This window comes from Erythrobacter sp., from assembly GCA_019739335.1.
Lineage (GTDB): Bacteria > Pseudomonadota > Alphaproteobacteria > Sphingomonadales > Sphingomonadaceae > Alteraurantiacibacter.
This window is the reverse complement of the sequence record CP073261.1, coordinates 1,713,418-1,739,167: the sequence shown is the minus strand read 5'-3', so window position 1 is coordinate 1,739,167 and position 25,750 is coordinate 1,713,418. Positions and strand designations below refer to the sequence as shown.

The following is a 25,750-nucleotide window of genomic DNA, read 5'->3' as shown; positions in this document are numbered from 1 at the left end:
GCGCGGCCCATGACCACCGAGCTCGACAAGACTTTCGATCCCGCCGCGATAGAGGCGAAATGGTACGCGCATTGGGAAGCCACGGGCGCCTTCCGCCCGCACCGGCCGGACGCGGAACCCTTCACCATCGTCAATCCGCCCCCCAACGTGACGGGATCCCTGCATATCGGCCATGCGCTTGATAACACTCTGCAGGACATAATGATCCGCTACGAACGGCTGCGCGGCAAGGATGCCCTGTGGGTGGTGGGTACCGATCACGCCGGGATCGCCACGCAGATGGTGGTCGAACGCCAGCTGGAAGCGCGGCAGGACAAGCGCACCAACTATTCGCGCGAGCAATTCATCGAGAAAGTCTGGGAATGGAAGGAGGAAAGCGGCGGCACGATCACCGGCCAGCTCCGCCGCCTCGGCTGCTCGATGGACTGGTCCAGAGAACAGTTCACGATGGACGAGCATTTCACCAAGGCGGTGCTCAAGGTGTTCGTCGATCTCTACAATGACGGGCTGATCTACCGCGACAAGCGGCTGGTGAACTGGGACCCGAAGCTGAAGACCGCGATCAGCGATCTCGAAGTCGAGACGCAAGACGTGCAGGGCCACTTCTGGACCTTCTCCTACCCGCTGGCCGACGGTTCGGGCGAGATCCGCGTCTCCACCACCCGCCCCGAAACGATGCTGGCGGACATGGCGGTGGCGGTGCATCCCTCGGACGAACGCTACGCCGATCTGGTCGCGCGCGGAGCCACGGTGCGGCTGCCGATCACGGGCCGCGAAATTCCGGTGATTGCCGACGAGCACGCCGATCCGGAACTGGGTTCGGGCGCGGTGAAGATCACCCCGGGGCACGATTTCAACGATTTCGAAGTCGGCAAGCGCGCGGGGATCGCGGCGGGCGAGATGCTCAATATGCTCGATGCCGAGGCGCGGGTCTGCCAGACGGCGGACGGGCTGATCCCGGCGGAGCTGCTGGGGCTGGATCGTTTCGAGGCGCGCAAGCGCGTGGTGGAAATGCTGCGTGACAGCGGCCACCTGGTGCCGTGGGCGGACGCGGACGGACTCTTCCACGACGCCGAACCGCGCGTAATCGCGACGCCTTTCGGTGATCGCGGCGGCGTGGTGATCGAACCCTGGCTGACCGACCAGTGGTATGTCGATGCGGCCGAACTGGCGAAGAAGCCGATCGAAGCCGTGCGCTCCGGCGAGATCGAGATTGTCCCCAAGACGTGGGAGAAGACCTTCTTCAACTGGATGGAGAATATCCAGCCGTGGTGCGTCTCGCGGCAGCTCTGGTGGGGGCACCGGATTCCGGCTTGGTATAGCGAGGACGGCAGCGTGTTTGTTGCGAAGACGGAAGCCGAAGCACAAGCGAAAGCAGGCGCAGGCGTAAGCCTGATGCGCGACGAGGACGTCCTCGACACCTGGTTCTCCAGCGCCCTGTGGCCCTTCGCCACGCTGGGCTGGCCGGGCGACCAAACTCCCCTCCCGCTGGCGGGAGGGGCCGGGGGTGGGCCTGAAACCGCTAGCCTCCTCGAAACCGACAGCGTGGTCGCTCCCACCCCTGACCCCTCCCGCCAGCGGGAGGGGGATTCACTCCTCGCCAAACACTACCCCAACTCCCTCCTCATCTCCGGGTTCGACATCCTGTTCTTCTGGGACGCGCGGATGATGATGATGGGGTATTACAACACCGGCCGGAAGCCGTGGGACAAGCTCTACCTGCACGGGCTGGTGCGCGCGGCGGACGGGTCGAAAATGTCCAAGTCAAAGGGCAATGTCGTCGATCCGCTGATCCTGATCGAGCAGTACGGCGCCGATGCGCTGCGCTTCTTCATGGCGGCGATGGAAAGCCAGGGCCGCGACATCAAGATGGATGAGCGGCGGGTGGAAGGATACCGCAACTTCGCCACCAAGCTGTGGAACGCGGCGCGGTTCTGCCAGGCAAACGGCGTGGGGCTGTCGCGCCACGTGGCGGCGCCCGAAGCGAGGCTGGCGGCGAACCAGTGGATCATCGGCGAACTGGCGCAGACCGCCGAGGCGCTCGACAAGGCGATGGCCGAACTGCGCTTCGATGCAGCGGCGAACACGGTGTACCACTTCGTCTGGGACCGGTTCTGCGACTGGTACCTGGAACTGATCAAGCCGGTTCTTTCTCCCCTCCCGCTGGCGGGAGGGGCCGGGGGTGGGCCCGACACCGATAGCGTGGACAGTCCCACCCCTAACCCCTCCCGCCAGCGGGAGGGGGACTTTGATCCCGCCACCGAAACCCGCGCGGTTGCCGGCTGGGCGCTCGACCAGATCCTCGTCATGCTGCACCCGTTCATGCCGTTCATCACCGAGGAGCTGTGGCATTCGCGCGGGCATCCGCATGATCTGATCGTCGGGGCCTGGGTCGATCCGCAGGCGAAAGTAAACAAGCACGCGACCGATGCGATCGACTGGGTGATCGAGCTGACCAAGGCCACCCGCAGCGCCCGCGCAGAACTGGGCATTGCCCCCGGCGCCAAGCTGGCGGCGTGGATCGCTGCGCCTTCCGACCTGGCCGCAAGCGTGATCGACCGCAGCAGCGCCGCGATCGAACGCCTCGCGCGGCTTGCACCGCTTACCGTGGGCGAAGCACCCGCTGGCGCGGCGATGCAGGTCTCGGCGGGCGGCGATGTGTTCGTTGTCCCGCTCGAAGGCGTGATCGATGTCGCCGCCGAACGCGCGCGGCTCGAAAAAGCGCTGGCCGCCTCGCAGAAGGAAGCGCAGGGGCTCGCCGGGCGGCTGGGCAATGCCGCCTTCGTCGAAAAGGCCAAGCCCGAAGCGGTCGAAAAAGCCCGCGCCGATCTCGCGCACCATCAGGGTGAGGCCGAGCGGTTGCAGGCGGCGCTGGCGCGGTTGGGGTAGCTATCGAATCCCCCTCCCCTTAAGGGGAGGGAGGAGGCGAGATTTCCTACATCGCCGCTTTGTGCCATGGGACCGGGGATGACTTTCGCTGCCTTTATCCTGTCCCACGAGACCTGCTCGGACACCGGGCACAACACCGCGCTTTGGCGTCAACTTGGTGTAAACTTCGGCGCACCGCGATGCTGACACTCGCCACCCAATCCCCGGGAGAACCCGAGATCTTCGCCAGTCTGCAGGGCGAAGGGCCGAGCGCCGGAATGCCGGTCGCGTTCCTGCGCATGTCGCGCTGCAATCTCGCCTGCGTGTGGTGCGATACGGATTATACGTGGCATTTCGAGGGCGACGACCGCCCGCACCGCTCCGGCGAAACGCATGATCGCCGCGCCAACCAGCTTGAACTGGAGGAGGCGGATGTCGCCGCGCGGATTGCCGCGCTGGGGCAGAATCGCCTCGTTATCACCGGGGGCGAGCCGCTGCTGCAGGCCGGCAGGCTGGCAGCGATGCTCGAACACCTGCCGGACATCGCGGTGGAAATCGAAACCAACGGCACCGTTGCGCCCCCCGCGCGGCTCGACGTGCGGGTCGATCAGTACAATGTCAGCCCCAAGCTTGCCCATTCGGGCAATCCGGCGGAACTGGCGCTGAAGCCGCAAATGCTCGACCATTGGGCGAGCGACCCGCGCGCGTGGTTCAAGTTCGTGATCGCCCAGCCTGCCGATGTGGAGGAAGTGCTGGCGCTCGTGGAATGGCATCGCGTACCGCGCAATCGGGTGTTCCTGATGCCCGAAGGCACCGACAGCGCTACCCTGCGCGAACGCGAGCAATGGCTTGCGCCGCTATGCCTCGAACACGGTTTCCGGATGAGCGACCGGCTGCATATCCACCTCTACGGCGATACGCGGGGAACGTGAGAATAGTCGAGACCCCGACGACGGGCCGAATGACCTGCGAGGGCGACCGCCCGCCCGCAGGTGCCCCGCAGCGCAGCGGAGGGAATAGCACCGAGGACGAAGCCGCGGAAGCGGCCTCGCAAGATCAGGAGCCCTGCGCGCGCCAGCGTTGGACGGTGCGGTGGACCATGTCCTCCTCGCCGCCGCCCTGGTTCCACAGCTCGACAAAGCTCGGGTCTTCGGAAGCCGGGCGCTTGTTCTCTTCGAGGTTGTCAAAGGATACCCGCATCGGGATCGACACACCTTCGCCGCAGATGATGCATTCGCGGTTGCGCAGCGCCGGGATGGAATCGAGGAAGCCGCGCGCGCCTTCGGGCATGGCTGCTCTCACGAAGGCCTGGTCGCGATCGTTGTTGAGGCGCATCGAAATGATGGTGCCGCACTGCGACAGCACCCCTTCCGCAAGATCGCTCGGCCGCTGGGTAATCAGGCCGAGAGAGATGCCGTATTTGCGCCCTTCCTTGGCGATCCGGCTGAGCACGCGGCCCACGGAATTGCCATCGGCATTGCGTTCATTCGGCACGTACCGGTGGGCCTCCTCGCACACCAGCAGGATCGGACTGGTCTTCTCGTTGCGGCCCCAAATGGCGAAATCGAAAACGAGTCGGCTGAGTACCGCCACCACCGTACTGGTGATATCCGACGGTACGCCGGATACGTCGATGATGGCGATCGGCTTGCCGCTGCTCGGCATCCGGAAAATCTTGCCGATGAAGTCCGACATCGTGTCACTTACGAGCATGCCGGAGAACATGAACTGGTAGCGCGGATCGGCCTTCAGCTCGTCGATCTTGGTCTTCAGCCGCATATAGGGCGCGGTGTTGGTGGCCTTGTCCAGCTTGCCCATCTCGTCCTGGATCAGGTTGGTGAGATCGGAAAGCATATAGGGGATCGGCGAATCGACGGTGATCTTGCCCATGGTTTCGGCAAGCCGGTTCTTCTGCCGCGCGGCGAGCAGGCATTTGGCAAGGATGTCCTTGTCGCTCTGCATGTCCGCGCCCTTGTTCTTGATGAGGACTTCGCAATGCTCTTCGAAGTTCATCAGCCAGTAAGGCATTTGCAGGTTGGACACGTCGAAGATCTGCCCGGTATTGCGGAATGCGGCGGAATATTCGCCGTGCGGGTCGATCATCAGGATATGGCCCTGCGGCGCAGCCTGGCAGATGCGGTGCAGGATCAGTGCGGCACTGGTGGATTTGCCGGTGCCGGTGGAACCGAGCAGCGCAAAATGCTTGCCAAGCATCGCATCGACATACACCCCGGCGCGAATGTCGCTGGTGGGATAGACCGTGCCGATCTGGATCGAGCTGCGCCCGTCGCTGGCGTAAATCTGGCGCAGATCCTCGCTGGTGGCGGGATAGATCATCGCGCCGGGAATGGGATAGCGCGTTACGCCGCGGCGGAAGCTGTGGATCTTGCCAGTCAGCTTTTCCTCGCGCCCTTCGCCGAGGAAGTCGATATTGGCGACGATGGAATTGCCGTCACCCCGGCGGTCCTGCCGTTGGTTGCGCACGCTGGCGAGCAGCCAGCCGTCGTTCGTCTTGATCTTGATTTGCGAACCGACCTGGCCAGCCAGGGCGATGGAGGGATCGGCATCGTCCATACATTCGTTCAACCGCCCCAGATCGAGCGCGATGGCCGATCCCGATCCGGCGATCTCGAGGACGATGCCAATGGGCTGGCGCGCACAATCCGCGCTGCGCGCTTCCTGCACTTCGCGTTCGTGCGCAACATAATCGGGTTCTGCGCCGGGGCCACCGGCCAGACTTGCGTTGGTAAACTGGCTGCCGTGCATATCGGTCATAGGGGCTCACATGGCTGACGAACTTCCCGCTTGCCCTATGCTGACAGGGTTAAGATCAGGTCAATTGCGCCGGATGAGCGGGTCAGACCCCCGATCAAGTCCCGATCAAGCCCCCCCGATCAAACAAGCGCAAACAGCCGACCTGCGACCCAGCCCATGAACAGCGATAGCCCGACCGCAAACAGACCATAAAGAAACGCATTGTCCTCAGCTTCCTCCGCTACCACCCCCTCGAAACCTTCCTTGCGAACCAGAACTTCGGAGGTAGCCGAAGTGATCACGCGGCCGTCGGCAATCGCAAAGGTTTCCGCCACATAGCGCCCCGGGATAACGTTGGAGGGAATGGGAAAGCGAGCGCGGTAGAGGACGTCTTCGCTCACCGTTACTCCGGTATCGTATTGTGCATATAGCCCCTGCCGTTGCCGCAGATCGACCAGCCCGGCGGAGAATCGGGTCTGTTCGCCAGGATCAATCGAGCCAGTGGGCGAAAGCTGGAGCCACGGGAGGCCCAATTCGTATATGGCAGCGGTGCTGTCATCTACGATCTCGGCAATCGGGCGCGAACTGGCGATGGCGTAGAAACTGGGCACCGAGCGATAGGCAGTGCTGTCGGCATTCACCCAGATGCCGAACCACCGTTCCTTTTCGCGCAGGCGGATCTCCTCGGTCGGGCCTTTCAGTACGACCACAACGTCATATGCACCATTGGCGCGCCCGCCCGACGGATCGAGCAGCGCCCCGAACAGCAGCAGGTCCGCGCCCGTGAAGCCCTGACGCAGCACGATGTCATGTTCCGAGATATCCGGCACCAGAATTGGCTCGCGGCCTTGTGCGAAGGCCGGACCAGCTATGCCGAGCGCCAGCAACAGGACGAACAACAGGCGCATCATAACGGCACCACGGTGTACACCTCGTCGGGCCGCACTGTCAGCCCGTAGGCCATGCGAAGCGCGATCAGGAGCACAATCGCCGCAAGGGCCAGCCGCAAGTGTTCGGGCTTGGCGAACTGGGCGATGCGGGTGCCGAACTGCGCGCCGGTCACCGATCCGATCAGCAGCAGGCCTGCCAGCACGATGTCGACCGCTTGGGTGGTAAAGGCATGGACCATCGTCACCAGCATGGTGGTGAAGAGGATGTTGAACAGGCTGGTGCCCACCACCACCCGTGCGCTCATGCCGAGGATGTAGAGCATCGCGGGCACCATCAGGAAGCCGCCGCCCACGCCCATCAGCATCGTCAGGATTCCCACCACCAGCCCCAGCAGAAGCGGCGCAATCGGGGAAATGTAGAGGCCTGAGCGGTAGAACCGCCAGCGGTAGGGCAGCGCCGCGACCCACGGATGATGGCGACGTTTGGCCGCGCGCGACTGATCGCCGCCGCCAGGTGCGATCAGGCCAATCGATTGCAGCGCCTCCTTCAGCATCACCCCGCCGATGGAGCCGAGCAGCACGACATAAAGGATATTGATGACCGTATCGATCTGGCCGACCGCACTGAGCAAGGCAAATAATCCCGCCCCGATCAGCGCGCCGATCATCCCGCCAGCCACCATTACCAGCCCGATCTGGTAATCCACCCCGTTATTGCGACTGTGCGCGAAGACGCCCGAGACGCTGGCCCCGGTTACCTGCGTTGCGGCAGATGCGGCGGCCACGGTGGGCGGGATTCCGTAGAAGATCAGCAGCGGCGTGGTCAGGAACCCGCCACCGACACCGAAAATGCCCGACAATATGCCCGTCGCCAGGCCCAGGACGATAATGACCAGCCCGTTGACCGCGAGATTCGCTATGGGGAGGTAAACGTCCATCCCGCTCGCCTACCCCAGCCGGGCGCGGTTATGAAGGCGAATGACAAGCCGTTGCTAAAATCCGGCGGACAGTGTGAGCGCAGGACCACTTGCGGGTTTGGCATCGCCTGCCACCCGGAAACGGTAGTCCGCGGAAATCCGCCCACGCGCCGCGCCGACGCGGAAGCTCACTGCGGCGCTTGGTCCGACATCGAGCCGCCGCGCATCCTCCTGCGCCCCACCCCATGCCCCGCCGCCCGCTTCCAGCCGGAAGTCCTCGCTACCTGCCAGTTCGCGTGTGATCCGCGCCTGCCCGTCCACAAACGGCGTGGCGAAATTGCCGCTGACATAGCCACCCTGCGCGTAGACTTCGCCGCTAAAGCCACCCGGCAAACGGACCGGCGCAAGTTCGGTTACCGCATAGGCTGCCGCGCGAGCTTCGGTACCGCGATCGGTTTCACTTACCCGCGCTTCGGCAGCCAGCCGCACCGGTACACCGGGAATCGGCCGCGCCGATCCGCCGAAGGCCGCCTCGCGCTCCTGCAGCCCTTCCAGCGCGACACTGCCGCGCAGGTGCAGTTGCGGGGCGTGTCCGCTCGCCGGGGCGAGGTGATAACGCAAAACTGCGCCCGCCTGGCTACGGCCATAGCTGGGCCTACCGGAGAGCAGCGGTGAGGGATCGTCCTGCCGCCACATCGCCCATGCATCCATCGACCAGCGCGGGAGGTTGACAGGATCGCGCCGCATTGCTTCGGCCGCGTGCGGAACGTAGGTCGGCTGCGGATTGCCGTCTGCCTGCGCGAAATTGGCGGGCGGGGACAGTGGTTCGGCGCTCCCATTGCCGCGATAGCCGGCCTGCAACAACAGGACATGCGCGACAAGATTGCTCGCTCCCGCAAAGCCTCGCCGTGCGAGTGGAGAATTGCCGGGCGCAAGTTGCGGAAGAAAGGAAATCTGCTCGGGCGGGAGATCGGTTCCAAGTCGCAAAGCCAGCGGCACCGGATTCCACGCGGGAAGCACAGGCACGGGCGCAATGGGGTATGCCGGCGATGCCTGTTGTACCGGCACGGGCGGCTCAGCCAGGGGCATCGGATTCGAAACCGCAGGCACATCTCCCAGCGGCAGTGCCGCCAGCGAGGCGGGCGCGAACGGTGCTTCCCATATCGCTGCGCGCAGCACCAGCCAGACGGCCACGGCTCCGCCCAAGGTTACCAGGGCACCGCCCCGGCGGGACGACGAAGTCGGTCCGGCGCGGCTCACCCTGCGCTTTCCAGCGAAGTTACCTGCAATGCTGCGAACGAGGGATGGTCTTCGCGCGTGGTCTTGTCCCACGTGGGGTCACCACCGCCCATCGTGCGGGCATAGGCAAACAGCGCGCGACGCCCCGCCATGATGGCGATGATGTTGGCGAGCGGTATGCGTACGATTGCGCGCAAGCCTTCCATCGCTCCGTATTCGCGCGCGGTGAAGCCGAAACGCATCACAGCCCGCCACAGAAAGGCAGCGAGGTTAATTCCGAGCAGTGCCAGCAGTAACGGCGTGGGTTCCCAAGGGCGATCGTATCCCGCGAAATCGAGCGCCGTCAGGCCCGCCGCAAGAACGAACAGCGTATATCCGGTCAGCAAGACCAGCGCGGACAGCGGCCCGCGGCGGTCGCGCATGCGCATCCAGTTTTCCGCCAGCGAACCGGTCCAACCCAGCCGGTCCCAACCCTGAAATGCAATGCCGTGCAACCAGCGCGACTTCTGCCGCACCGACTGCGCAAGTCGGGCCGGAAAATAGGCGCGGGTAGCGATCAGTCGCCCGTCGTCGCCGCGCACCCGCAGGAACCGCGACCGCCCGCCCGAGACTGCGACTTTCAACCCGAGTTCGTAGTCTTCGGTCAGCGAGGCATCTGAAAAAGGGCCTTTCTCAGTGCCATTGGCCAATGCCATTTCTGCCAACATCGAACGGCTGAACCCGCAGCCAACGCCTGCCGCCGGGATTCCTGTTCCCAGAGCATCGCGGACCACCAACGCCTTGGCGTGCGATTCGGCAAATTCCTCGCAATAGTGGCTCCCCACCCAGCGCGACGAGGGGTGCGGGATCGGCAGCACCGGCAATTGCACGAAATCGCAATCCTGCATTGCCCGGTCGATCAGCGCGATGGCGGCGGAATCAACCATGTCCTCGGCATCGTGCAGCAGCACGGTGTGGATTGTGCGCCCGCGCCGCACCTCATCCTGAGCCATCGCCTGGTACAGGCAGTTGAGGCAATCGGCCTTGGTTGTCGGCCCATCGCGATCATGCACCACCAGCCGTACACGCGGATCGCATTCCGCGCCGGCCATTGCCGCCTCCAGGCTGGCGGGATCGTTGCGATAGAGGCCGATATAGAAAAGCACATCGGCTTGCGGCCATGCGGCGCGGGCGTGGGCCAGTGTATCCCCGATCACGCGCGCTTCCTGCCATGCGGGGATCATCACCGCGACCGCAGCGGAGAGCTGCCGGTGCAGCAGGCTGTCACGCGATACGGTCAGCGTCTTCGCGCGGCCCGTGGCGCGCAGCCACAGCCAGATCGCATCCATCGCGAACTCGTCGATTGCGCCAAGCAGAAAGAAAAAGCCTGCGAACAGCAGCAATTCGTATTCGGCCAGCGCCAGCCATTCCAGCGCGGACCAGGCCCCCCACTCCATACCGCAGCCCCCTGAATTTACGTATGACTACGCAGGACTACATTTTACATCGCCGATTGCAACCGGGGCGGAGAAATTCCCGGACCGGGCGACAAATTTCGCCAAGGTCATTAGCCAGCACACTTGAAAAGTCGGGGCAATTGCGGAAGGGACAGCCGCATGGCCAAACCAAGCATTATCCGCACCGCTGCCCGCAACTTCAGCGCGCTGTTTCGCGCCGACGCGTTTTCGGGGATATTGCTGATCGCCGTTGCGGCACTGGCGATGATCGTCGCCAATTCGGGCGTCTCTGGCGCCTATATGGAACTGTTCAACGGCTACCTCTGGTCGAAAGAGGCTTTTTACCTCAACACGCTGCACCTGTGGATCAATGACGGATTGATGGTGATCTTCTTCTTCGTCGTCGGGCTGGAAGTGAAGCGGGAAATTATCGCTGGGAACCTGGCCGATCCGAAGGCGCGCACCTTGCCGATCCTTGCCGCGATTGCCGGCATGGCCGCCCCGGCGGCGGTCTACATACTGATCGCGGGCAGTGAACCCGGTCTGGCGCGAGGCTGGGCGATTCCCGCCGCTACCGACATTGCCTTCGCTATGGGCGTGGTAGGGCTGCTCGGCACCCGTGTTCCGGCACCGCTGCGGCTATTCCTGCTGACGGTTGCCATTGTCGACGATATCGGCGCGGTGGCGATCATCGCCATTTTCTACACCGAAGACATCAACATGATGTTCCTCGCCGCTTCCGCCGTGGTGCTGGCGATCATGTTCGCCCTGAACCGGATCGGGTTCAGCTCGATGTTCCCATTCATCCTGCTGACCGTACTGCTCTGGTACTGCGTCCTTTACACTGGCGTGCACGCGACGATCGCGGGCGTGCTGGCGGCGCTGATGATCCCGTTCCGAGACCGCAAGGGCAATCCCATGCTGGAAAACATGGAGCACGCGCTGGTGCCGTGGAATGCCTATCTGGTGGTGCCGATTTTCGGCTTCGCCAATGCAGGGGTAAACCTGTCAGGGATGGGGCTCGAAGCCCTGCTCGACCCATTGCCGCTGGCAATTGCTGCGGGTCTGGTTGTCGGCAAGCAGGCGGGCATTTTCGCAATGGTCTGGGCGGCAGTGAAATTGAAGATTGCGCCGAAACCGCCCGGCTGCACCTGGCCCGAAATCTGGGGCGTTACCGTTTTATGCGGGATCGGCTTCACCATGAGCCTGTTCATCGGCGAACTCGCATTCCCGGGATCCACTGAAACAGCGCGCTTCCTGCGTGACGAAGCGAAGATCGGCGTGCTGGTCGGCTCGCTGATTTCGGCGCTGCTGGGCTATGCCATCCTGCGGTTGACCGCCACGCATCCGGAAATGCGCGACGATCCCAACGATCCGGTGGTGTGATTCGAGGGCCGCTCAGTCGGCCTTGGCGACGGGCGCGTCTTCGCCCAGATCCTCGAACCAGGCTTCGACCGGGCCGTTCAGCTTGATCGTCAGCGGGCGGCCCTTGCGGTCCATCGTCTTGCCTGCCTGCACCCGCACCCAGCCTTCGGAGATCGAATACTCCTCGATATCGGTGCGCACGCGACCCTTGAAGCGGATGGCAACGCCGCGTTGCAACAGGTCAGCGTTGAAATGCGGACTGCGCGGATCGATCGCCAGATGATCGGGCGGGGTGTCGGCAGCAGCGGTAGCCGGGGACGTTTCGGGAGTGTTTTCTTCGCTCATGTCCACGCCCCTAGCCGCCGCGCTGCAAAAATCAATCGGGCGATGGCGGAGTCACCGGGGCAATTTCGTCGGGTGTGGTCCCGGGATTGCTGGTATCGTCTGGAAGCGGGCCGACTTCATCCGGACCGCGGCCGGGATCTTCGGTATCGTCCGGCAGCGGCGTGACCTCGTCCGGCGTTTGTCCCGGATTGTCGATATCGTCACCACCGGGGGTGGGTTCGCTGGCGTCCTGTTCAGGGAAAATCATTATCCAGACCTTTCGTTTGAGCCTGCAATCAATACGTCCCGCGCAGCAAACCCGTTCCCTGTGCATTTTCCCCATATCGTGCGCCTTGCCCTTTTGCCCGCGCCCTTATAAGGGCACCGCTTCGTTTCGCAGGCGCATCGCCTGTTGGTTCGCATGGCTGCGGGCGTGGCGGAATTGGTAGACGCGCTGGTTTTAGGTACCAGTATCGCAAGATGTGGGGGTTCGAGTCCCTTCGCCCGCACCAGTTCCGCTGGTCAATTCCCGCCGTGCAGAACCGGTATTGAGAGAGATTAGAAGGCTGGACATGCAGATCGTCGAAACCACCAATGAAGGCCTCAAGCGCGCCTATACCCTGACCATCGCCGCGAAGGATATCGACGCGAAGATCGAAGCCGAGGTGAAGAAGGTTGCCCCGCAGGTTCGGATGCCCGGCTTCCGCCCCGGCAAGGTGCCCGCCAACCTGGTGCGCAAGATGCACGGCGAGGCGCTGCATGCCGACGTCCTGAACACGACGCTGCGCGAATCGGTCAACAACCTGATCCGCGACAAGAAGCTTCGCCCCGCGCTGCAACCCAAGGTCGAAATGGCCGAAGGCTATGCCCAGGGCAAGGATGCCGAGCTGACCGTGGAAGTCGAAGTGCTGCCGGAAATCACCGCGCCTTCGCTCGACGGCCTGAAGCTGGAAAAGCTCACCGTCCCGGTCAGCGATACCGAGCTGGACGAAGCACTGGCCAAGATCGCCGAGGGGCAGAAGGCCTACAAGGATGCTCCCAAGAGCAAGAAGGCCGCCGCAGGCGACCAGCTCATCATCGATTTCACCGGCAGCATCGATGGAGAGGAATTCGAAGGCGGCAAGGCCGAAGACGCTCCGCTGGTGATCGGCTCGGGCCAGTTCATCCCCGGCTTCGAAGAACAGCTGACCGGCGCCAAGACCGGCGATGAGAAGACCATCACGGTCACTTTTCCTGAAGACTATCCCGCCGCCCATCTCGCAGGCAAGGACGCGCAGTTCGCCATCGTGGTGAAGCAGGTGAAGGTCGAAGCCGAGACCAAGGTGGATGACGATTTCGCCAAGTCGCTCGGCCTCGAAGGGCTGGACCAGCTCAAGGGCCTCGTGAAGGGCCAGATCGAGCAGGAAAGCGCCGGCCTCACCCGCACCCAGATGAAGCGCCAGCTGCTCGACACGCTGGCTGCCGGGCACGATTTCGCCGTTCCGCCAACCATGGTGGAAGCCGAGTTCGAGCAGATCTGGCAGCAGCTGACGCAGGAAGCCGCGCGCGAGGAAGATCCCGAAGCGGCGATGAAGGAACTCGAAGCCGAGAAGGCCGATTATAAGCGCATCGCCGAACGCCGCGTGCGGCTCGGCCTGCTGCTGAGCGAAATCGGCCAGGCTAATGGAGTCGAGATCAGCCAGCAGGAAATGCAGATGCTGATCCAGCGCGCGGCGCAGCAGTATCGCGCCGAAGATCGTGAGCGCTTTATCGAGTATGTCCGCAACGAGCCGATGGCACAGGCCCAGCTCCGCGCTCCGCTGTACGAAGACAAGGTGGTCGATTTCCTGTTCGACAAGGCCGAAGTGACCGAGCGCGAAGTGACCCGCGAGGAGCTGGAAGCCGCAATCGAAGCGGAAGAAGCCACGGCCGCTCCGGCCCCGGCGGCAAAAAAGGCTCCGGCCAAGAAAGCCCCGGCGAAGAAGGCAGCTGCGGCGGAAGACGAGCCTGCGGAAAAGCCTGCTGCGAAGAAGGCCCCGGCCAAGAAGGCTGCTCCCAAGAAGGAAGCGGCTGAAGAGCCTGGTGAAGCCAAGAAGCCCGCAGCCAAGAAGCCTGCGGCGAAGAAGCCAGCGGCAAAGAAGGCTTCGGCCAAGAAGTAGACACTCGGTCCGCTCGTCATTGCGAGCGACCGCAGGAAGCGCTGCAATCCGGTCCCCAATCTTGCGCACAAAGCGAGAGGCCGGGACTGGATTGCTTCGTCGGCTACGCCTCCTTGCAATGAGAAGGAGGCTCTCTAGAAGCTCCCCGAAATCGTCAGGTTGATAACCTGCCCGATTTCGCGGCGACGATCCTCGGTGAACAGCACTGCACCACTATCGCGCGGCCCGTCATAGACGGTGCGCAGCAGCGTGGTGTTGGCGTTGAACAGGTTTCCCACCCGAATCCGCGCCGTCGCACCCAGCACGTCCTTGTGCTCGAAGAAAACCGCAGCGAAGGTGCTGGGAGAATGGTCGAAGAACACTTCGCGCACCCGGTAAAGCGGTGCCCGCTCGGTGTCGCGCAACGACAGGCCCCAAGCATAGTCCGTCTGCGGCACATCGTGGCGGAAATCGAGCGCGATCTGGAACGGATCGTTGCCATCAAAGCGCCGCTCGATAGCCGTCACCGGATCAACGAGTTGAGAGTCTTCCCAAGCTAGTTGCACGTCCAACCGCCCGCCGCGCAGACCCAGCGGCTCCATTTGCAGCGTGCCCGTCAGGCCCATGCCGGTGCGCCGCGCACTGGCGATATTGCCGCGCGCCTCGCCCCCGCCTGCCACCGGCACGATCAGCACCAGGTCCTCGATCCGCTCGTCGAAGAGCGAAAGTGTCGCCGATCCCCAGCGGCCGAAGTTCTTCGCAACTTCCACCGTGATATCCCAGTTCTGCTGCGGGCGCAGGTTGTTGTTCCCGGCATCCGCCTGATCCTCGGACAGGCTGACGCTGGCGAGAAAGTCCTCGAAATCGAGCTGGCCGATCCGGCGCGCGATCTCCAGATTGAAGTCCAGCCCGGCAACCGGAGCCCAGGCAAGGTTGAGCGAACCCTTGGGCCGTTCGAACGTTCGTGAAAGTGCGTTGCTGCCGGTCTGCGCGATCTGCGAATATTCCGCCCCGCCAATCAGTTGCAGCGTCAGGTTATCAGCAAGCGGGAAGCCGACGCTGAGCAGGCCCTCGTAGCGATCCTCGCGCACTCCGCCCACGCCAGCCGGGAAATCAACCTCGACATAGTCCGTCACCAGCGGATCGTAGCTGAACAATCGCCCCACCTGATCGAGCCGGTTGAACGCAGCTTCGCCGGATACTTGCCAATCCGCGCCCCACATCCCCCAACTGAACTCGCCGCGCCCGATCCGTTCGCCTTCCTGCGAACTGCGATTGAATCGGAAGCCACTCGCGCTCTGGTCCTCGGTTTCGAGCAGCGATGTCGAATTGCTATCGCCGTCTTCGAAACTTTCCAGCACGATCAGTTTCATCTGTCCGCCGGCCAGCGGGAAGGTGATGTCGCCGCCAATCTCGTAATACCATTCGTCGCTGTCGGAGCGAAAGCGTTCGAGCAAGGGGGGCAGGGGATTGCCCGCCACCCGCCGCTCGCGTTCCTGACTGCTAAAGAATTCCAGCCCCGCCGTCATATTCAGATTGGCCGTCACATCCGGCGCGGGATCGAAGGCAAAGTTGCCGTTGATGCGCGGGCGATTGAATTCGCCGGTGGAGAAATTGCGCCGTGCGTCCACCACGCCTGCCGCATCGGTGAAGATTGCCGGACCAGCCGACCCGCGAATGAAAGCGCCGTTCTCCAGCGACAGCGTGTAATTCACACCAGCGGTCGATCCGGTGAGCGAGACTTCGCCTTCGAACCAGCCGGGGGTGGCGACCCCGGTGGAAAACTGCGGTCGCCATTCGAACTGGCCCGATGCTCCGCCCTGTATCACGATGATGTTCGCGACCCGACCGGACAAACCTGGGATGCCAAGCGTCGCTCCATCGACCACTTCGATCCGCACGACGTTTGCGATCGGAATGCGGGAAAGCTGGTCGGCGGTGCTGGTGGACTTGCTGGAAATCCGCGCACCGTTGATCAGCAGGTTCTCCCCCGCCTGCCCGAAGCCGCGACTGCTCCCTCCGTCGTCGGCAACGGTGAAGCCGGGGATACGTTCGATCAGGTCGAGCGCGTTGCGCGGAGCGAACCGGGCAAAGTCCTCCGCCGTGTAGATCTCGCTGGAAACGGCTACGGCGATCGGCGGAGTGTCCTGCGCCCGCAGCGGTGCAACCCCGCCCGCCAGCCCACTGGCAAGCGATGCGGCAAGCACCAGCATTCCTGTCTGCACGCGGCAAGGTGACACGCGATATCCATCCCAGATTGATTATGTCCGGCGCGGCTAGAGCAAAGCCACGTCTGCGGCAAGGCGTGTTATCAATCGGTTGGAGTGGCCTGCGCTTGCCAGCGTTCGAACTCCGGCACCGGCGGTGGCACAGTGCGCGCGCGCTCGTAGGCTGCACCCGCCTGGAGGATGGCGTGGTCATGCCATTTGGTGCCAATGAAGGATAGACCCACTGGCAGGCCTTCGACCTGCCCCATTGGCACGGTCAGGTGCGGATAGCCGGCAATTGCGGCCAGGCTTCCGATTCCTACGCCGCCGCGCCAGTGATCGCCCAGCAGCACATCAATGTTCCACGCCGGTCCGGTGGTGGGCGCGATTAGGAAAGCGAGATCGTTTGCCGCCAGCAGCGCATCGATCCCTTCCGGCCCGGCGAGGCGGAAGCTGTTTGCGCGCGCGGCTTCGTAAGCGGCGCGGTCAGTGGTTTGCTGCGCCTGCTCGAAAATGTCCTGCCCGAACCAGCGCAACTCGGTGGCGGCATTAGCCTGGTTGAAGGCAATCAGATCGGCGAGCGAGCGCACCGGGATATCGGCGGGTGACGCTGCCAGATAGGCGTCGATTCCCTCGCGGAATTCGTACAGCAGCACGGTGTATTCGTCGCGGCCCATCGCCGGATCGGTCGTATGGGTGATATCGACCAGCACCGCGCCTGCCGCGCGCAGATCGGCAAGCGCCTGTTCGTAGACCGCGCACAGCGGGCCGAAGTTACCGCATCGCTCGCGCAGCACGCCGATGCGCACGCCTGTGAGCGAGTAATCCGCCAGTCCATTGGTGAAATCGTAGGCGAGATCGGCCTCACCCATCTCACCATAATCCGGCCCGGCGATGGCGGAAAGCAGCAGCGCGGCATCGTAAACGCTGGAGGCCATCGGCCCGGCTGTGTCCTGGCTGGCGCTGATCGGGATCACCAGCTCGCCACTGACGAGGCCCACGCTCGGCTTGAAGCCGACCACGCCGTTGACGCTTGCGGGGCAGGTAATCGATCCGTCGGTCTCGGTGCCAATCGCTGCCCAGGCCAGCCCCGCCGCCACCGCCGCCCCGCTGCCGGAGGAGGAGCCGCAGGGGTTGCGATCGATGGCGTGCGGATTGCGCGTCTGCCCGCCCACCGCGCTCCAGCCGCTGCTGCTCTCGCTGGAGCGGAAGTTGGCCCATTCGCTAAGGTTGGTTTTGCCCAATACCACTCCGCCATTGGCGCGCAGCCTGGCAATCAACGGCGCATCGCGGCCGGTCATGTTATTGGCGAGCGCGAGGCTGCCCGCTGTGGTCGGCCATTCGCGGGTTTCGATATTGTCTTTGACCAGTACTGTCAGGCCCGCCAACATTCCCTCGCCATGCGAGATGTTGAAGGCGTCGGTCCACGCATCTTCATTGAAGGTGATTACCGCGTTGAGCGCAGGGCCTGCATCGTCGATGTCGGCGATGCGTTCAAGGTAGGCCCGCGCTTCTCCCTCCGGTGTCCAGTCGTCGGCAGACAGCGGCGAAGTGCTTGGCGGCAGTTCCGCTTCCTGCGCAATTGCACCTGACGGGAAAGCGAAGGCGCTAGCGAGGATGACGAACGACAGGGGCTTTTTCATCCTCCCTGTCTGCCCCTCGCCCCCACGCGACGCAATACCCCTAAAAATCCCCGCTCAGCCGGAACTGGAAGATCGGCTGCACCGAGAGGTTCTGCGTTTCGCGGAACAGCAGCGGGCTGCGGTCGCGATAGCCTTCGTAAACGTAGCGATCCTGCCGCCCCCGCCCGTCGGTGAGATTGAACACGGTGAGGTTGGCGGTCATTCCGAACACGTCCTTGTGCTCGATAAAGCCGAAAGTGTAGGTCGGCCCTTCGTAGTTCAGGCCCGTCTCGCCCAGCCGGTAATAGGGGAGCGTGTGGTTGTATTCCGCGCCCACGCCCCAGGCCCAGTCGCTTCCGGGGATGTCGTGGCGGAGGCTGATATCGACCTCGCGATCCTCGTGCCCACCCCATGGCCGCGACAGGCCGGTGAGTGGATCGGTGAGGTCGGTCTCCTCCGCCTGCAAGGTCAGTTCGAGCTGCGCGCCGTTGAAGCCCAGCGGGGCCAGCTGGAAAGTGGAATTCCAGCGGATGCCGTAGATGCTGGCAGAATCGATATTGCCGCGAGTTTCCAGCCCGCCTTCTACCGGAATGAACTCGATGTAGTCCTCGATCGACTGGGCGAAAATCCGCAGCTCGGTGCTGCCCCAGCGGCCAAGGCTCTTGGTCAAATCGAGGCTTGCTTCCCAGCTCTGCTGTGGCACCAGTTCGACGTTGCCGGCGTTCTGCTGGTCCTGGTTGAGGGAGACGGTAGCGAGAAAATCCCCGAATTCGAGCTGTCCTACCCGGCGTGCCAGTTCGAGCGATACGTCCAGCCCCTGCTCCACCTGCCAAGCGAGGTTGAGCGAGCCCTTGGGCCGCCAGAAGCTGCGTGTAAGGCCATTGGCGCCCGTCTGCGCGATGGTCGAGTATTCGCCGCCGGCGCCGATCTGAAGCGTCAGGTTGGAGGCGAGCGAACGCGAGTGGGTCAGGATCGTTTCGTAACGATCCTCGGTCACTCCGCCGGTTCCGTTGGGGAATGGAAGTTCGACAAAATCGCCAGCAGGCGACAGCTCGAACAATTGCGCCGAGCGGTCGAGCCGGTTGAAGGCGGCTTCGGCATCGAGCTGCCAGTCCCCGCCCAGCATTGCCCAGCGATATTCCGCGCGGCCGATCCGCTCGCCGGTCTCCCGCCGCGCGGCGAAGCGGCTGCCCGCGTCGGGCGAGTCGTCATCGAAAATCAAGATCGCGTCCGAAGTAGAACGTCCGCGGGAGTACCGCTCCAGCCCGATCAGCTTCAGCCGCCCAGGCCCCAGCCCGAATTCCACATCTCCACCGAATTCGTAGCCCCAGCCACGAAAGCGATCCTCGAAGGTGCGCAGGCGATCGACCCCGGTGGTCAGGTCGCGGTACTGGGTCTCGCGCATGTTCTGGTAATCGCGGCGGTAATTGGCGTTCGCATTGACGATGGTGCCACCGGGACTGGTCCATTGCACAGTGCCCGATGCGCGCGGGAAATCGCCGACGAACTGCATCCGGATGTCGCGCTGTTCGAGCACATTGCCCTGGGCATCGTAGATAAAGGCATCGCTGCCCCCCGCCGCGCCGCGCCCGACTCCATTGGCCACTGCCACCGTCCATTCGAGGCTCTCGGTCGATCCGCTGAGCGAGACTTCGCCGCCGATAAAGCTTGGTTCGGCGTACCTGGGGCGGAAGCTGGCGCGGTAGGTGAAGCGCCCGGAAATGGCGCTCGGGCGGGTGATGACATTGGCGACTTGTCCGGAGAGCCCGGCGATACCCAGCGTCGCGCCGTCGACGATCTCGATCCGCTCCACGCGGTCGGTAGCAATCCGCTGCAAAGTGGTGAACACACCCTCGGACTTGCTGGTGATGCGCTGGCCGTCGATCAGCACATTGGCGCTGGCCTGGCCCAGCCCGCGCTGGCTTTCCTCGCCGCGCAGGGTGAAGCCGGGTACTTCCTCCAGCATGTCGAGCGCATTGCGCGGTGAAAATCGTTCGAAGTCGGCGGGGATAAAGGTGCGCGTACCACCGGCGGCTTCGGCGGCGACCGGCGGCGGAACATCCCCCGCTTCCTCGATCGATTCCTGTGCGAATGCCGCTCCGGACCAGCCCGCCATCAGCGCCGCAGTCGCAACAGTGGTAAAAATTCCCCGCAAGACCAATCCCTTCCCTCAACCACACTTGTAATCGTGCTGGTCTCACAGGAAACCGGATGCGGCGCGCGGCATTCGACCGGAGTCACAATTGCGCCGATCAATCGACCAACGCCTATCCTTGGCGGACGAAGGGATTACCTCTTGAACTTGGTGCGGTGCGGGGCGACATAGGCGCCTTATCAGCGAGACGAGAGGAACGCCCGCATGCTCGACCTGTTCGGCGACAGCAAAGACCAGTTTACCCACGATCCCATCACCGGCCAACTGGTGCCGGTCGTTGTCGAATCGACCAGCCGGGGCGAACGCAGCTTCGACATTTTCAGCCGCCTGCTGCGCGAACGCATTGTCTTCGTCACCGGCCAGGTGGAAGACAACATGGCCAGCGTGATTGTTGCCCAGCTGCTGTTCCTCGAAAGCGAGAACAGCAACGATATCTCGATGTACATCAACTCGCCCGGCGGCGTGGTAACGGCCGGCATGGCGATCCATGACACCATGCAATATATCAAGCCCAAGGTCCGCACCGTGTGCATCGGCCAAGCGGCGAGCATGGGGAGCTTCCTGCTGGCGGCAGGCGAGCCGGGAATGCGCGTGGCACTGCCCAATGCGCGGATCATGGTCCACCAGCCGAGCGGCGGCGCGCGCGGGATGGCATCGGATATCGAGATTCAGGCCAAGGAAATCCTCCGCATCCGCGCGCGGATGAACGATCTCTACGTGCAGTACACCGGGCGGAGCCTGACCGAGATCGAGCGCGCGCTGGATCGCGATACCTTCCTCGAAGCCGACGAAGCGCTGAAATTCGGCATCGTCGACGCGGTGTTCGCGCATCGCCCGAAGGATGACGAAGGCGGCGAGGCCAAGGGCTCGGGTGGCGCACCCACCAAGGACTGAGCGTCGCGCAATCCCTCCCGCCGGTAACGTCCGGCGGAGGGATTGTAGCATTTTGGCAACCCTGCCCCTTCAGGATGGAGCAAGGCGGGGATGTTAAGCATGGGCAAGATTGATATTGCGGAACCTCGCCCTAGGGTGGGCGTCTGATTCCCGCGCCTTGCGCAAATGGCCGAAAAGGCGCACTGGATTAAGGACTATGACCAAGTTGAGCGGAACCGATAGCAAGAGCACGCTGTATTGCAGCTTCTGCGGCAAATCGCAGCACGAAGTGCGCAAGCTGATCGCGGGCCCCACCGTCTTCATCTGCGATGAATGCGTGGAATTGTGCAACGACATCATCCGGGAAGAAGCCAAGAGCGGGCTTGCCGGGCGCAAGGACGGCGGCATCCCCACGCCCCGGGATATCTGCGATACGCTGAACGATTACGTAATCGGGCAGGAACGGGCCAAGCGCGTGCTCAGCGTTGCCGTGCACAACCACTACAAGCGGCTGAAGCACAGCGGCAAGGGCAGCAACGAGGTCGAACTCGCCAAGTCCAACATCCTGCTCGTCGGCCCCACCGGTTCCGGCAAGACGCTGCTGGCGCAAACACTGGCACGCACCTTCGACGTGCCGTTCACGATGGCCGATGCCACCACCTTGACCGAAGCAGGTTACGTGGGCGAGGATGTCGAAAACATCATCCTCAAGCTGCTCCAGTCGTCCGACTACAATGTCGAGAAGGCGCAGCAGGGCATCGTCTATATCGACGAGATCGACAAGATCACCCGCAAGGCGGAAAATCCGTCGATCACCCGCGACGTGTCCGGCGAAGGCGTGCAGCAGGCCCTGCTCAAGCTGATGGAAGGCACCACCGCTTCGGTGCCGCCGCAGGGCGGTCGCAAGCATCCGCAGCAGGAATTCCTTCAGGTGGACACCACCAACATCCTGTTCGTGGTCGGCGGCGCGTTCGCGGGCCTCGACAAGATCATCAGCGATCGCCTCCAGAAGCGCTCGATCGGTTTCGGTGCCAACGTGGCAGAGCCGAGCAAGGCCAAGATCGGCGAGATGCTGGAGAAGTGCGAGCCGGAAGATCTGCTCAAGTTCGGCCTGATCCCCGAATTCGTCGGCCGCCTGCCGGTGATCGCCACCCTGCACGACCTCGACGAGGAAGCGCTGGTGACGATCCTCAAGGAGCCGAAGAACGCGCTGGTGAAGCAGTATCACAAGCTGTTCGAGCTTGAAGATGTCGATCTTTCTTTCACCGACGATGCGCTGGTCGAAATCGCCAAGAAGGCGATCAAGCGGAAGACCGGCGCGCGCGGCCTGCGTTCGATTGTCGAGGCGATCCTGCTCGATACCATGTTCGACCTGCCGTCGATGGATGGGGTGTCAGAGGTCGTGGTCGATGCGGAGGTGGTGGCAGGCCGCAAGGAACCTGTGCGTGTCCTCGCCAATGACAATCCGAAGCGCAAGAAGGATGAAGCGGCTTAACTCCCGCCTGCACGCGGCAGGCTGGAGGCCGACACAATTCGCTGATCGGCAAGTGCGGGAACCGCCCGTCGGAGCGGGGCTGCAATCAGCCCTCGCCGTGATAGCCGTCGAGTTCGTCGCCCTCCACCGCCACCACGTGCACGAGGTTGGTGGCCCCGGCTTGGCCGAACGGCACGCCTGCCATCACCGCCAGCCGCGATCCCGAGCCGCCGAAGCCATGGCGCAGCGCCATGCGCTTACCCTTGGCGATCATTTCCTCGAAGCTGCCGATGTCCCTGGTGGCCACCGGATGCGCGCCCCATAGCAGCGCCACGCGACGGGCCACCGATACAGAGGGTGTGAGCACCATCACCGGCACTGCCGGACGCTCGCGCGCCACCCGGCGGGCGCTGCTGCCCGAACTGGTGAACACGGTAATCGCACTGATTTTCACCGTGTCGGCAATCGTCATGCAGGCGTGGGCCAGCGCGTCGGCGGTGGTGGCATCGGAGGGCGTATCGAGCATCCGCACGCGGGCGAGGTAGGTCTCGTCCTGCTCCACGCTCTTGGCGATATTGGCCATCATCGTCACCGCTTCCTCGGGCCAGTCACCCGCTGCGGTTTCGGCGCTGAGCATTACCGCATCGGCGCCGTCATAGACCGCATTGGCCACGTCCGAGACTTCGGCGCGGGTCGGGGCGGGGCTTTCGATCATCGATTCGAGCATCTGCGTCGCCACGATCACCGGCTTGCCGGTCAGCCGGGTGGCATTGACGATCTTCTTCTGGAGCGGCGGCACTTCTTCGGGAGCGAGTTCGACACCGAGATCGCCGCGCGCGACCATGATCCCGTCGGCCGCCTCGATGATTTCGTGCAGCCTCCGGATCGCCTGCGGCTTTTCGATCTTGGCGCAGAGCGCTGCGCGCTGTTCTCCATTGGGGCCGCGCATCAGGCGCTTTGCTTCGGCCAAATCTTCGGGTCGCTGGACGAAGCTGAGGCCGATCCAGTCCACGCCCTGATCGAGCGCAAAGGCCAGATCGCGGCGGTCCTTGTCGGTCAGCGCGGGGATCGGGATTTCGGCGTCGGGCACGTTCACGCCCTTGCGGTCCGATATCACTCCGCCAACTTCGGCCTTGCAGACGATCGCCTCCGGGCTGACCGACTTGATCCGGAAGCGCATCTTGCCATCGTTCACCAGCAGCCGCTGGCCCTCTTCGGCAACGTCGAAAATTTCCGGATGCGGCAGTTCGACCCGCGCTTCATTCCCGGGTTCGGGCGATCGGTCGAAAGTAAAGCTGGCCCCGTGCGCGATGGTCGCCCTGCCCTCGGCGAACTTGCCCACCCGCAGCTTCGGCCCCTGCAAATCGGCGAGGATGGCGATCGGCTTGCCGAATTCCTTTTCCAGCTGGCGGATATTGTTGATCGTTTCGGCGTGGACCGCGTGCTCGCCGTGGCTCATATTGACGCGGAAGGCATCGGCCCCGGCGCGGAACAGGCGGCGCAGTACGTCCGGATCGGCAGTGGCAGGCCCGGTGGTGGCGAGAATTTTGACCTTGCGGCCGCGCGGTTCGAGTTTCGAGCGTTGATGCTGTGCCATGGCGCCGCTTATGGCGCGCCGATACGACAACACAAGGTCACAATTGAGGAGAAATTGGTATGCACGATTCATCCGACCCGCTCGACATGCTGCCGGATGCGGTGGCTGCAGACGCTTTCCGCCGCCTGGTGCGGCACCTGCGCCATCGCCACGATGCGCAGAATATCGAACTGATGGGGCTGGCCGGATTCTGCCGCAATTGCCTCGCCGACTGGATTCGCGACGCCGGTTACGATGGCGACAAGGCCGCGGCGCGCGAACTGATCCACGGGATGCCGATGGACAAGTGGAAAGCGGCGCACCAGTCGGAGACGACGCAGGAACAGCTTGAGCGGATGGATGCGAGCCTGGCGAAGAACGCTCCCGATTTGCGTTAGGGGAAAACTGCCACGCACGTTTCCCTTGGCCCTTCACCGTTGCAGGCATCACCGCTAACCAGCCGCCAACCGATTCTCGCATTACTGGAGTTTACCCCACATGGCCGAAGCCACCGACGACCGCCTGCGCTTGCTGATCGAGCGCATCGAACGCCTCGAAGAGGAAAAGAAGGGCATCGCCGACGATATCCGCGATGTTTATGGGGAAGCCAAGGCCGTGGGATACGATCCCAAAATCATGCGCCAGATTGTTCGCCTGCGGAAGATGGAACCCAACGATCGCAGCGAACAGGAAATGATCCTCGACACCTACAAGGCCGCGCTCGGCATGGGGTAAGGCCGGGGCAGGCTTGCCGCGCCGCCCGGTCTGTGCCAGCCTCGTTTGGCTCGGCAGAATAGGGGTCGACTGGATGCTTTCTCGCTTTCTCAGGCAGACCACAGTTGCGGTTTGCGCTCTTCTGCTCCCCGGTACGGCACTGGCGCAGCAGGTCATCGAGCTCGAAGCGGGAGAAGCGTTCACTCATCCGCACAGCGGCGTGGTGATCCCGGCCATTCTGGGCGGCAATCCGCGTACCGCGGCCTATGTGTATGCCGAGGATTTTCTCGACATCGGGGTAAATTTCGAAACCGAGGGGGCCGCGCAAGCGCTCAGCGTCTATATTTTCCGTAATACCAACGGTTCGGTTCCCCTGTGGTTCGCGCAGGCACAGTCGGTGGTCGAAGGGCGCGATGCCTACGATGATCCCCAACTGGTCGCGGGTCCAGAAGCGTTCAACCCACCGGGACAATTGAACGCATCGGGGCTGCGGGCGATTTACGAGGCTGGGCGGCGCAGTCCAACGCGCACCACCGGCGTGGCCCTGTTCGCGGTGGGCGACTGGTACGTCAAGCTGCGCGCGTCCTCCGCCACGCGGACACCGGATGGCTTGCAGCACTGGATGGAAAGCGTGCTGGCGGAGCTCACGCTGCCCGCACAAGAGACCAGCCCGGTTGCCCCGATTGCCGATTGCCCTGAACCGCTGCGTTTTCGCGGCCGTGCGCGAGATGCACAGGTCGATCCTGCGGATGCGGTCGTGAACCGCATGTTGAGCGGGATGCTCAGTTCTGCAGCAGCGGTACAACGGATCGAACAGCTTCCGACGGTCTGGTGTCGCGATACGGAAGTGACGCTGGGACAGGTGGTTTATCGGACCGAGGCCAGCAGAGACAGCTATCTGTTCGCGCTGGGCGACAATGGCAACGCCGTACGGGTTGCCCAGGAACTGCGGCTGGATGGCATTTCCCCCGGTAGCGATGATGACCAACGGCGCTACAGCGTCGAACTCATCACCGCCGGGCGCAGTATCAACTACGTCACACAAGACCGTCTGCCTTCGCCGCAGCGGGTGATCGAACTGGTAGAAGCGGATCGCGTAATCTCTGCCGCCAACACCTGGGGCAATGACCGGGCTATCGAGGTCAACTCCGGCTTGTTTTCGGACTAGCCAGTCGCCGCTTCCACGCCCGGCATGGGGTGAAATGACCGCGGGTTGCGG

The 25,750-nt window shown here is 63.5% G+C and carries 20 protein-coding genes and 1 tRNA gene; 10 read left to right on the top strand and 11 right to left on the bottom strand.

What is annotated here, in order from left to right; all coding sequences use genetic code 11:
* Window positions 1-9 precede the first annotated feature (9 nt).
* Complete coding sequence (locus JY451_08620; protein QZH73842.1) at window positions 10-2,889, top strand: valine--tRNA ligase; 2,880 nt, start codon at window positions 10-12, stop codon at window positions 2,887-2,889.
* Between the two features lie 179 nt (window positions 2,890-3,068).
* Entirely contained in the window at window positions 3,069-3,800 is a 732-nt protein-coding gene (locus JY451_08615; protein ID QZH73841.1) for a 7-carboxy-7-deazaguanine synthase QueE, read from the top strand.
* 124 nt (window positions 3,801-3,924) lie between these two features.
* On the opposite strand, the gene JY451_08610 is transcribed toward JY451_08615, so the two are convergent.
* From JY451_08610 to JY451_08590, 5 genes are all read right to left on the bottom strand, one after another.
* On the bottom strand, window positions 3,925-5,643 hold the full coding sequence (locus JY451_08610; protein ID QZH73840.1) for a DUF87 domain-containing protein: 1,719 nt from the start codon (window positions 5,641-5,643) through the stop codon (window positions 3,925-3,927).
* A gap of 119 nt (window positions 5,644-5,762) precedes the next feature.
* The gene (locus JY451_08605) at window positions 5,763-6,530 is read right to left on the bottom strand and encodes a TIGR02186 family protein (protein ID QZH76652.1); all 768 of its coding nucleotides are present in this window, start codon (window positions 6,528-6,530) and stop codon (window positions 5,763-5,765) included.
* Entirely contained in the window at window positions 6,530-7,450 is a 921-nt protein-coding gene (locus JY451_08600; protein QZH73839.1) for a sulfite exporter TauE/SafE family protein, read from the bottom strand. The genes JY451_08605 and JY451_08600 overlap by 1 nt, the downstream gene beginning before the upstream one ends.
* Before the next feature lie 54 nt (window positions 7,451-7,504).
* Window positions 7,505-8,689, bottom strand: coding sequence for a hypothetical protein (locus JY451_08595; protein QZH73838.1), 1,185 nt, complete (start codon window positions 8,687-8,689; stop codon window positions 7,505-7,507).
* Entirely contained in the window at window positions 8,686-10,104 is a 1,419-nt protein-coding gene (locus JY451_08590; protein ID QZH73837.1) for a glycosyl transferase family protein, read from the bottom strand. The genes JY451_08595 and JY451_08590 overlap by 4 nt, the downstream gene beginning before the upstream one ends.
* 159 nt (window positions 10,105-10,263) lie before the next feature.
* On the opposite strand from JY451_08590, the gene nhaA reads away from it, so the two are divergent.
* Window positions 10,264-11,490 (top strand): Na+/H+ antiporter NhaA, encoded by a 1,227-nt coding sequence (nhaA, locus tag JY451_08585; GenBank protein ID QZH73836.1) that lies wholly within the window; start codon window positions 10,264-10,266, stop codon window positions 11,488-11,490.
* Window positions 11,491-11,502: 12 nt separating this feature from the next.
* Here the strand turns inward: nhaA and JY451_08580 are convergent, their stop codons facing one another.
* Window positions 11,503-11,814 carry a DUF3297 family protein gene (locus tag JY451_08580; GenBank protein QZH73835.1) on the bottom strand — a complete coding sequence of 104 codons (312 nt, stop codon included), beginning with the start codon at window positions 11,812-11,814 and terminating at the stop codon, window positions 11,503-11,505.
* Between the two features lie 31 nt (window positions 11,815-11,845).
* On the bottom strand, window positions 11,846-12,061 hold the full coding sequence (locus tag JY451_08575) for a hypothetical protein (protein ID QZH73834.1): 216 nt from the start codon (window positions 12,059-12,061) through the stop codon (window positions 11,846-11,848).
* Window positions 12,062-12,220: 159 nt separating this feature from the next.
* On the opposite strand from JY451_08575, the gene JY451_08570 reads away from it, so the two are divergent.
* Both JY451_08570 and JY451_08565 read left to right on the top strand, forming a co-directional pair.
* Window positions 12,221-12,305 (top strand) — tRNA-Leu (locus tag JY451_08570).
* Between the two features lie 60 nt (window positions 12,306-12,365).
* Complete coding sequence (locus tag JY451_08565) at window positions 12,366-13,931, top strand: trigger factor (GenBank protein ID QZH73833.1); 1,566 nt, start codon at window positions 12,366-12,368, stop codon at window positions 13,929-13,931.
* A 134-nt stretch (window positions 13,932-14,065) separates the two neighbouring features.
* Here the strand turns inward: JY451_08565 and JY451_08560 are convergent, their stop codons facing one another.
* The 3 genes from JY451_08560 to JY451_08550 all read right to left on the bottom strand — a co-directional run bounded on the left by JY451_08560 (window position 14,066) and on the right by JY451_08550 (window position 19,894).
* Complete coding sequence (locus tag JY451_08560) at window positions 14,066-16,150, bottom strand: TonB-dependent receptor plug domain-containing protein (GenBank protein ID QZH73832.1); 2,085 nt, start codon at window positions 16,148-16,150, stop codon at window positions 14,066-14,068.
* A 71-nt stretch (window positions 16,151-16,221) separates the two neighbouring features.
* Complete coding sequence (locus JY451_08555; GenBank protein ID QZH73831.1) at window positions 16,222-17,760, bottom strand: amidase; 1,539 nt, start codon at window positions 17,758-17,760, stop codon at window positions 16,222-16,224.
* Between the two features lie 40 nt (window positions 17,761-17,800).
* Window positions 17,801-19,894, bottom strand: a complete 2,094-nt coding sequence (locus JY451_08550) for a TonB-dependent receptor plug domain-containing protein (GenBank protein QZH73830.1) — start codon at window positions 19,892-19,894, stop codon at window positions 17,801-17,803.
* Window positions 19,895-20,098: 204 nt separating this feature from the next.
* Here JY451_08550 and JY451_08545 point away from each other — a divergent pair, with 204 nt between their 5' ends.
* Together JY451_08545 and clpX are read left to right on the top strand one after the other, a co-directional pair.
* Window positions 20,099-20,788, top strand: a complete 690-nt coding sequence (locus JY451_08545; protein QZH73829.1) for an ATP-dependent Clp protease proteolytic subunit — start codon at window positions 20,099-20,101, stop codon at window positions 20,786-20,788.
* A gap of 196 nt (window positions 20,789-20,984) precedes the next feature.
* Complete coding sequence (clpX, locus tag JY451_08540) at window positions 20,985-22,262, top strand: ATP-dependent Clp protease ATP-binding subunit ClpX (protein QZH73828.1); 1,278 nt, start codon at window positions 20,985-20,987, stop codon at window positions 22,260-22,262.
* Window positions 22,263-22,347: 85 nt separating this feature from the next.
* On the opposite strand, the gene pyk is transcribed toward clpX, so the two are convergent.
* Window positions 22,348-23,838, bottom strand: a complete 1,491-nt coding sequence (gene pyk, locus JY451_08535; GenBank protein ID QZH73827.1) for a pyruvate kinase — start codon at window positions 23,836-23,838, stop codon at window positions 22,348-22,350.
* 59 nt (window positions 23,839-23,897) lie between these two features.
* On the opposite strand from pyk, the gene JY451_08530 reads away from it, so the two are divergent.
* The 3 genes from JY451_08530 to JY451_08520 all read left to right on the top strand — a co-directional run bounded on the left by JY451_08530 (window position 23,898) and on the right by JY451_08520 (window position 25,699).
* A complete protein-coding gene (locus JY451_08530; GenBank protein QZH73826.1) occupies window positions 23,898-24,215 on the top strand; it encodes a DUF1244 domain-containing protein in 318 nt (105 codons plus the stop codon).
* A gap of 100 nt (window positions 24,216-24,315) precedes the next feature.
* On the top strand, window positions 24,316-24,552 hold the full coding sequence (locus JY451_08525) for a DUF2312 domain-containing protein (protein QZH73825.1): 237 nt from the start codon (window positions 24,316-24,318) through the stop codon (window positions 24,550-24,552).
* Window positions 24,553-24,625: 73 nt separating this feature from the next.
* Window positions 24,626-25,699, top strand: coding sequence for a hypothetical protein (locus tag JY451_08520; GenBank protein QZH73824.1), 1,074 nt, complete (start codon window positions 24,626-24,628; stop codon window positions 25,697-25,699).
* Window positions 25,700-25,750: the final 51 nt, after the last annotated feature.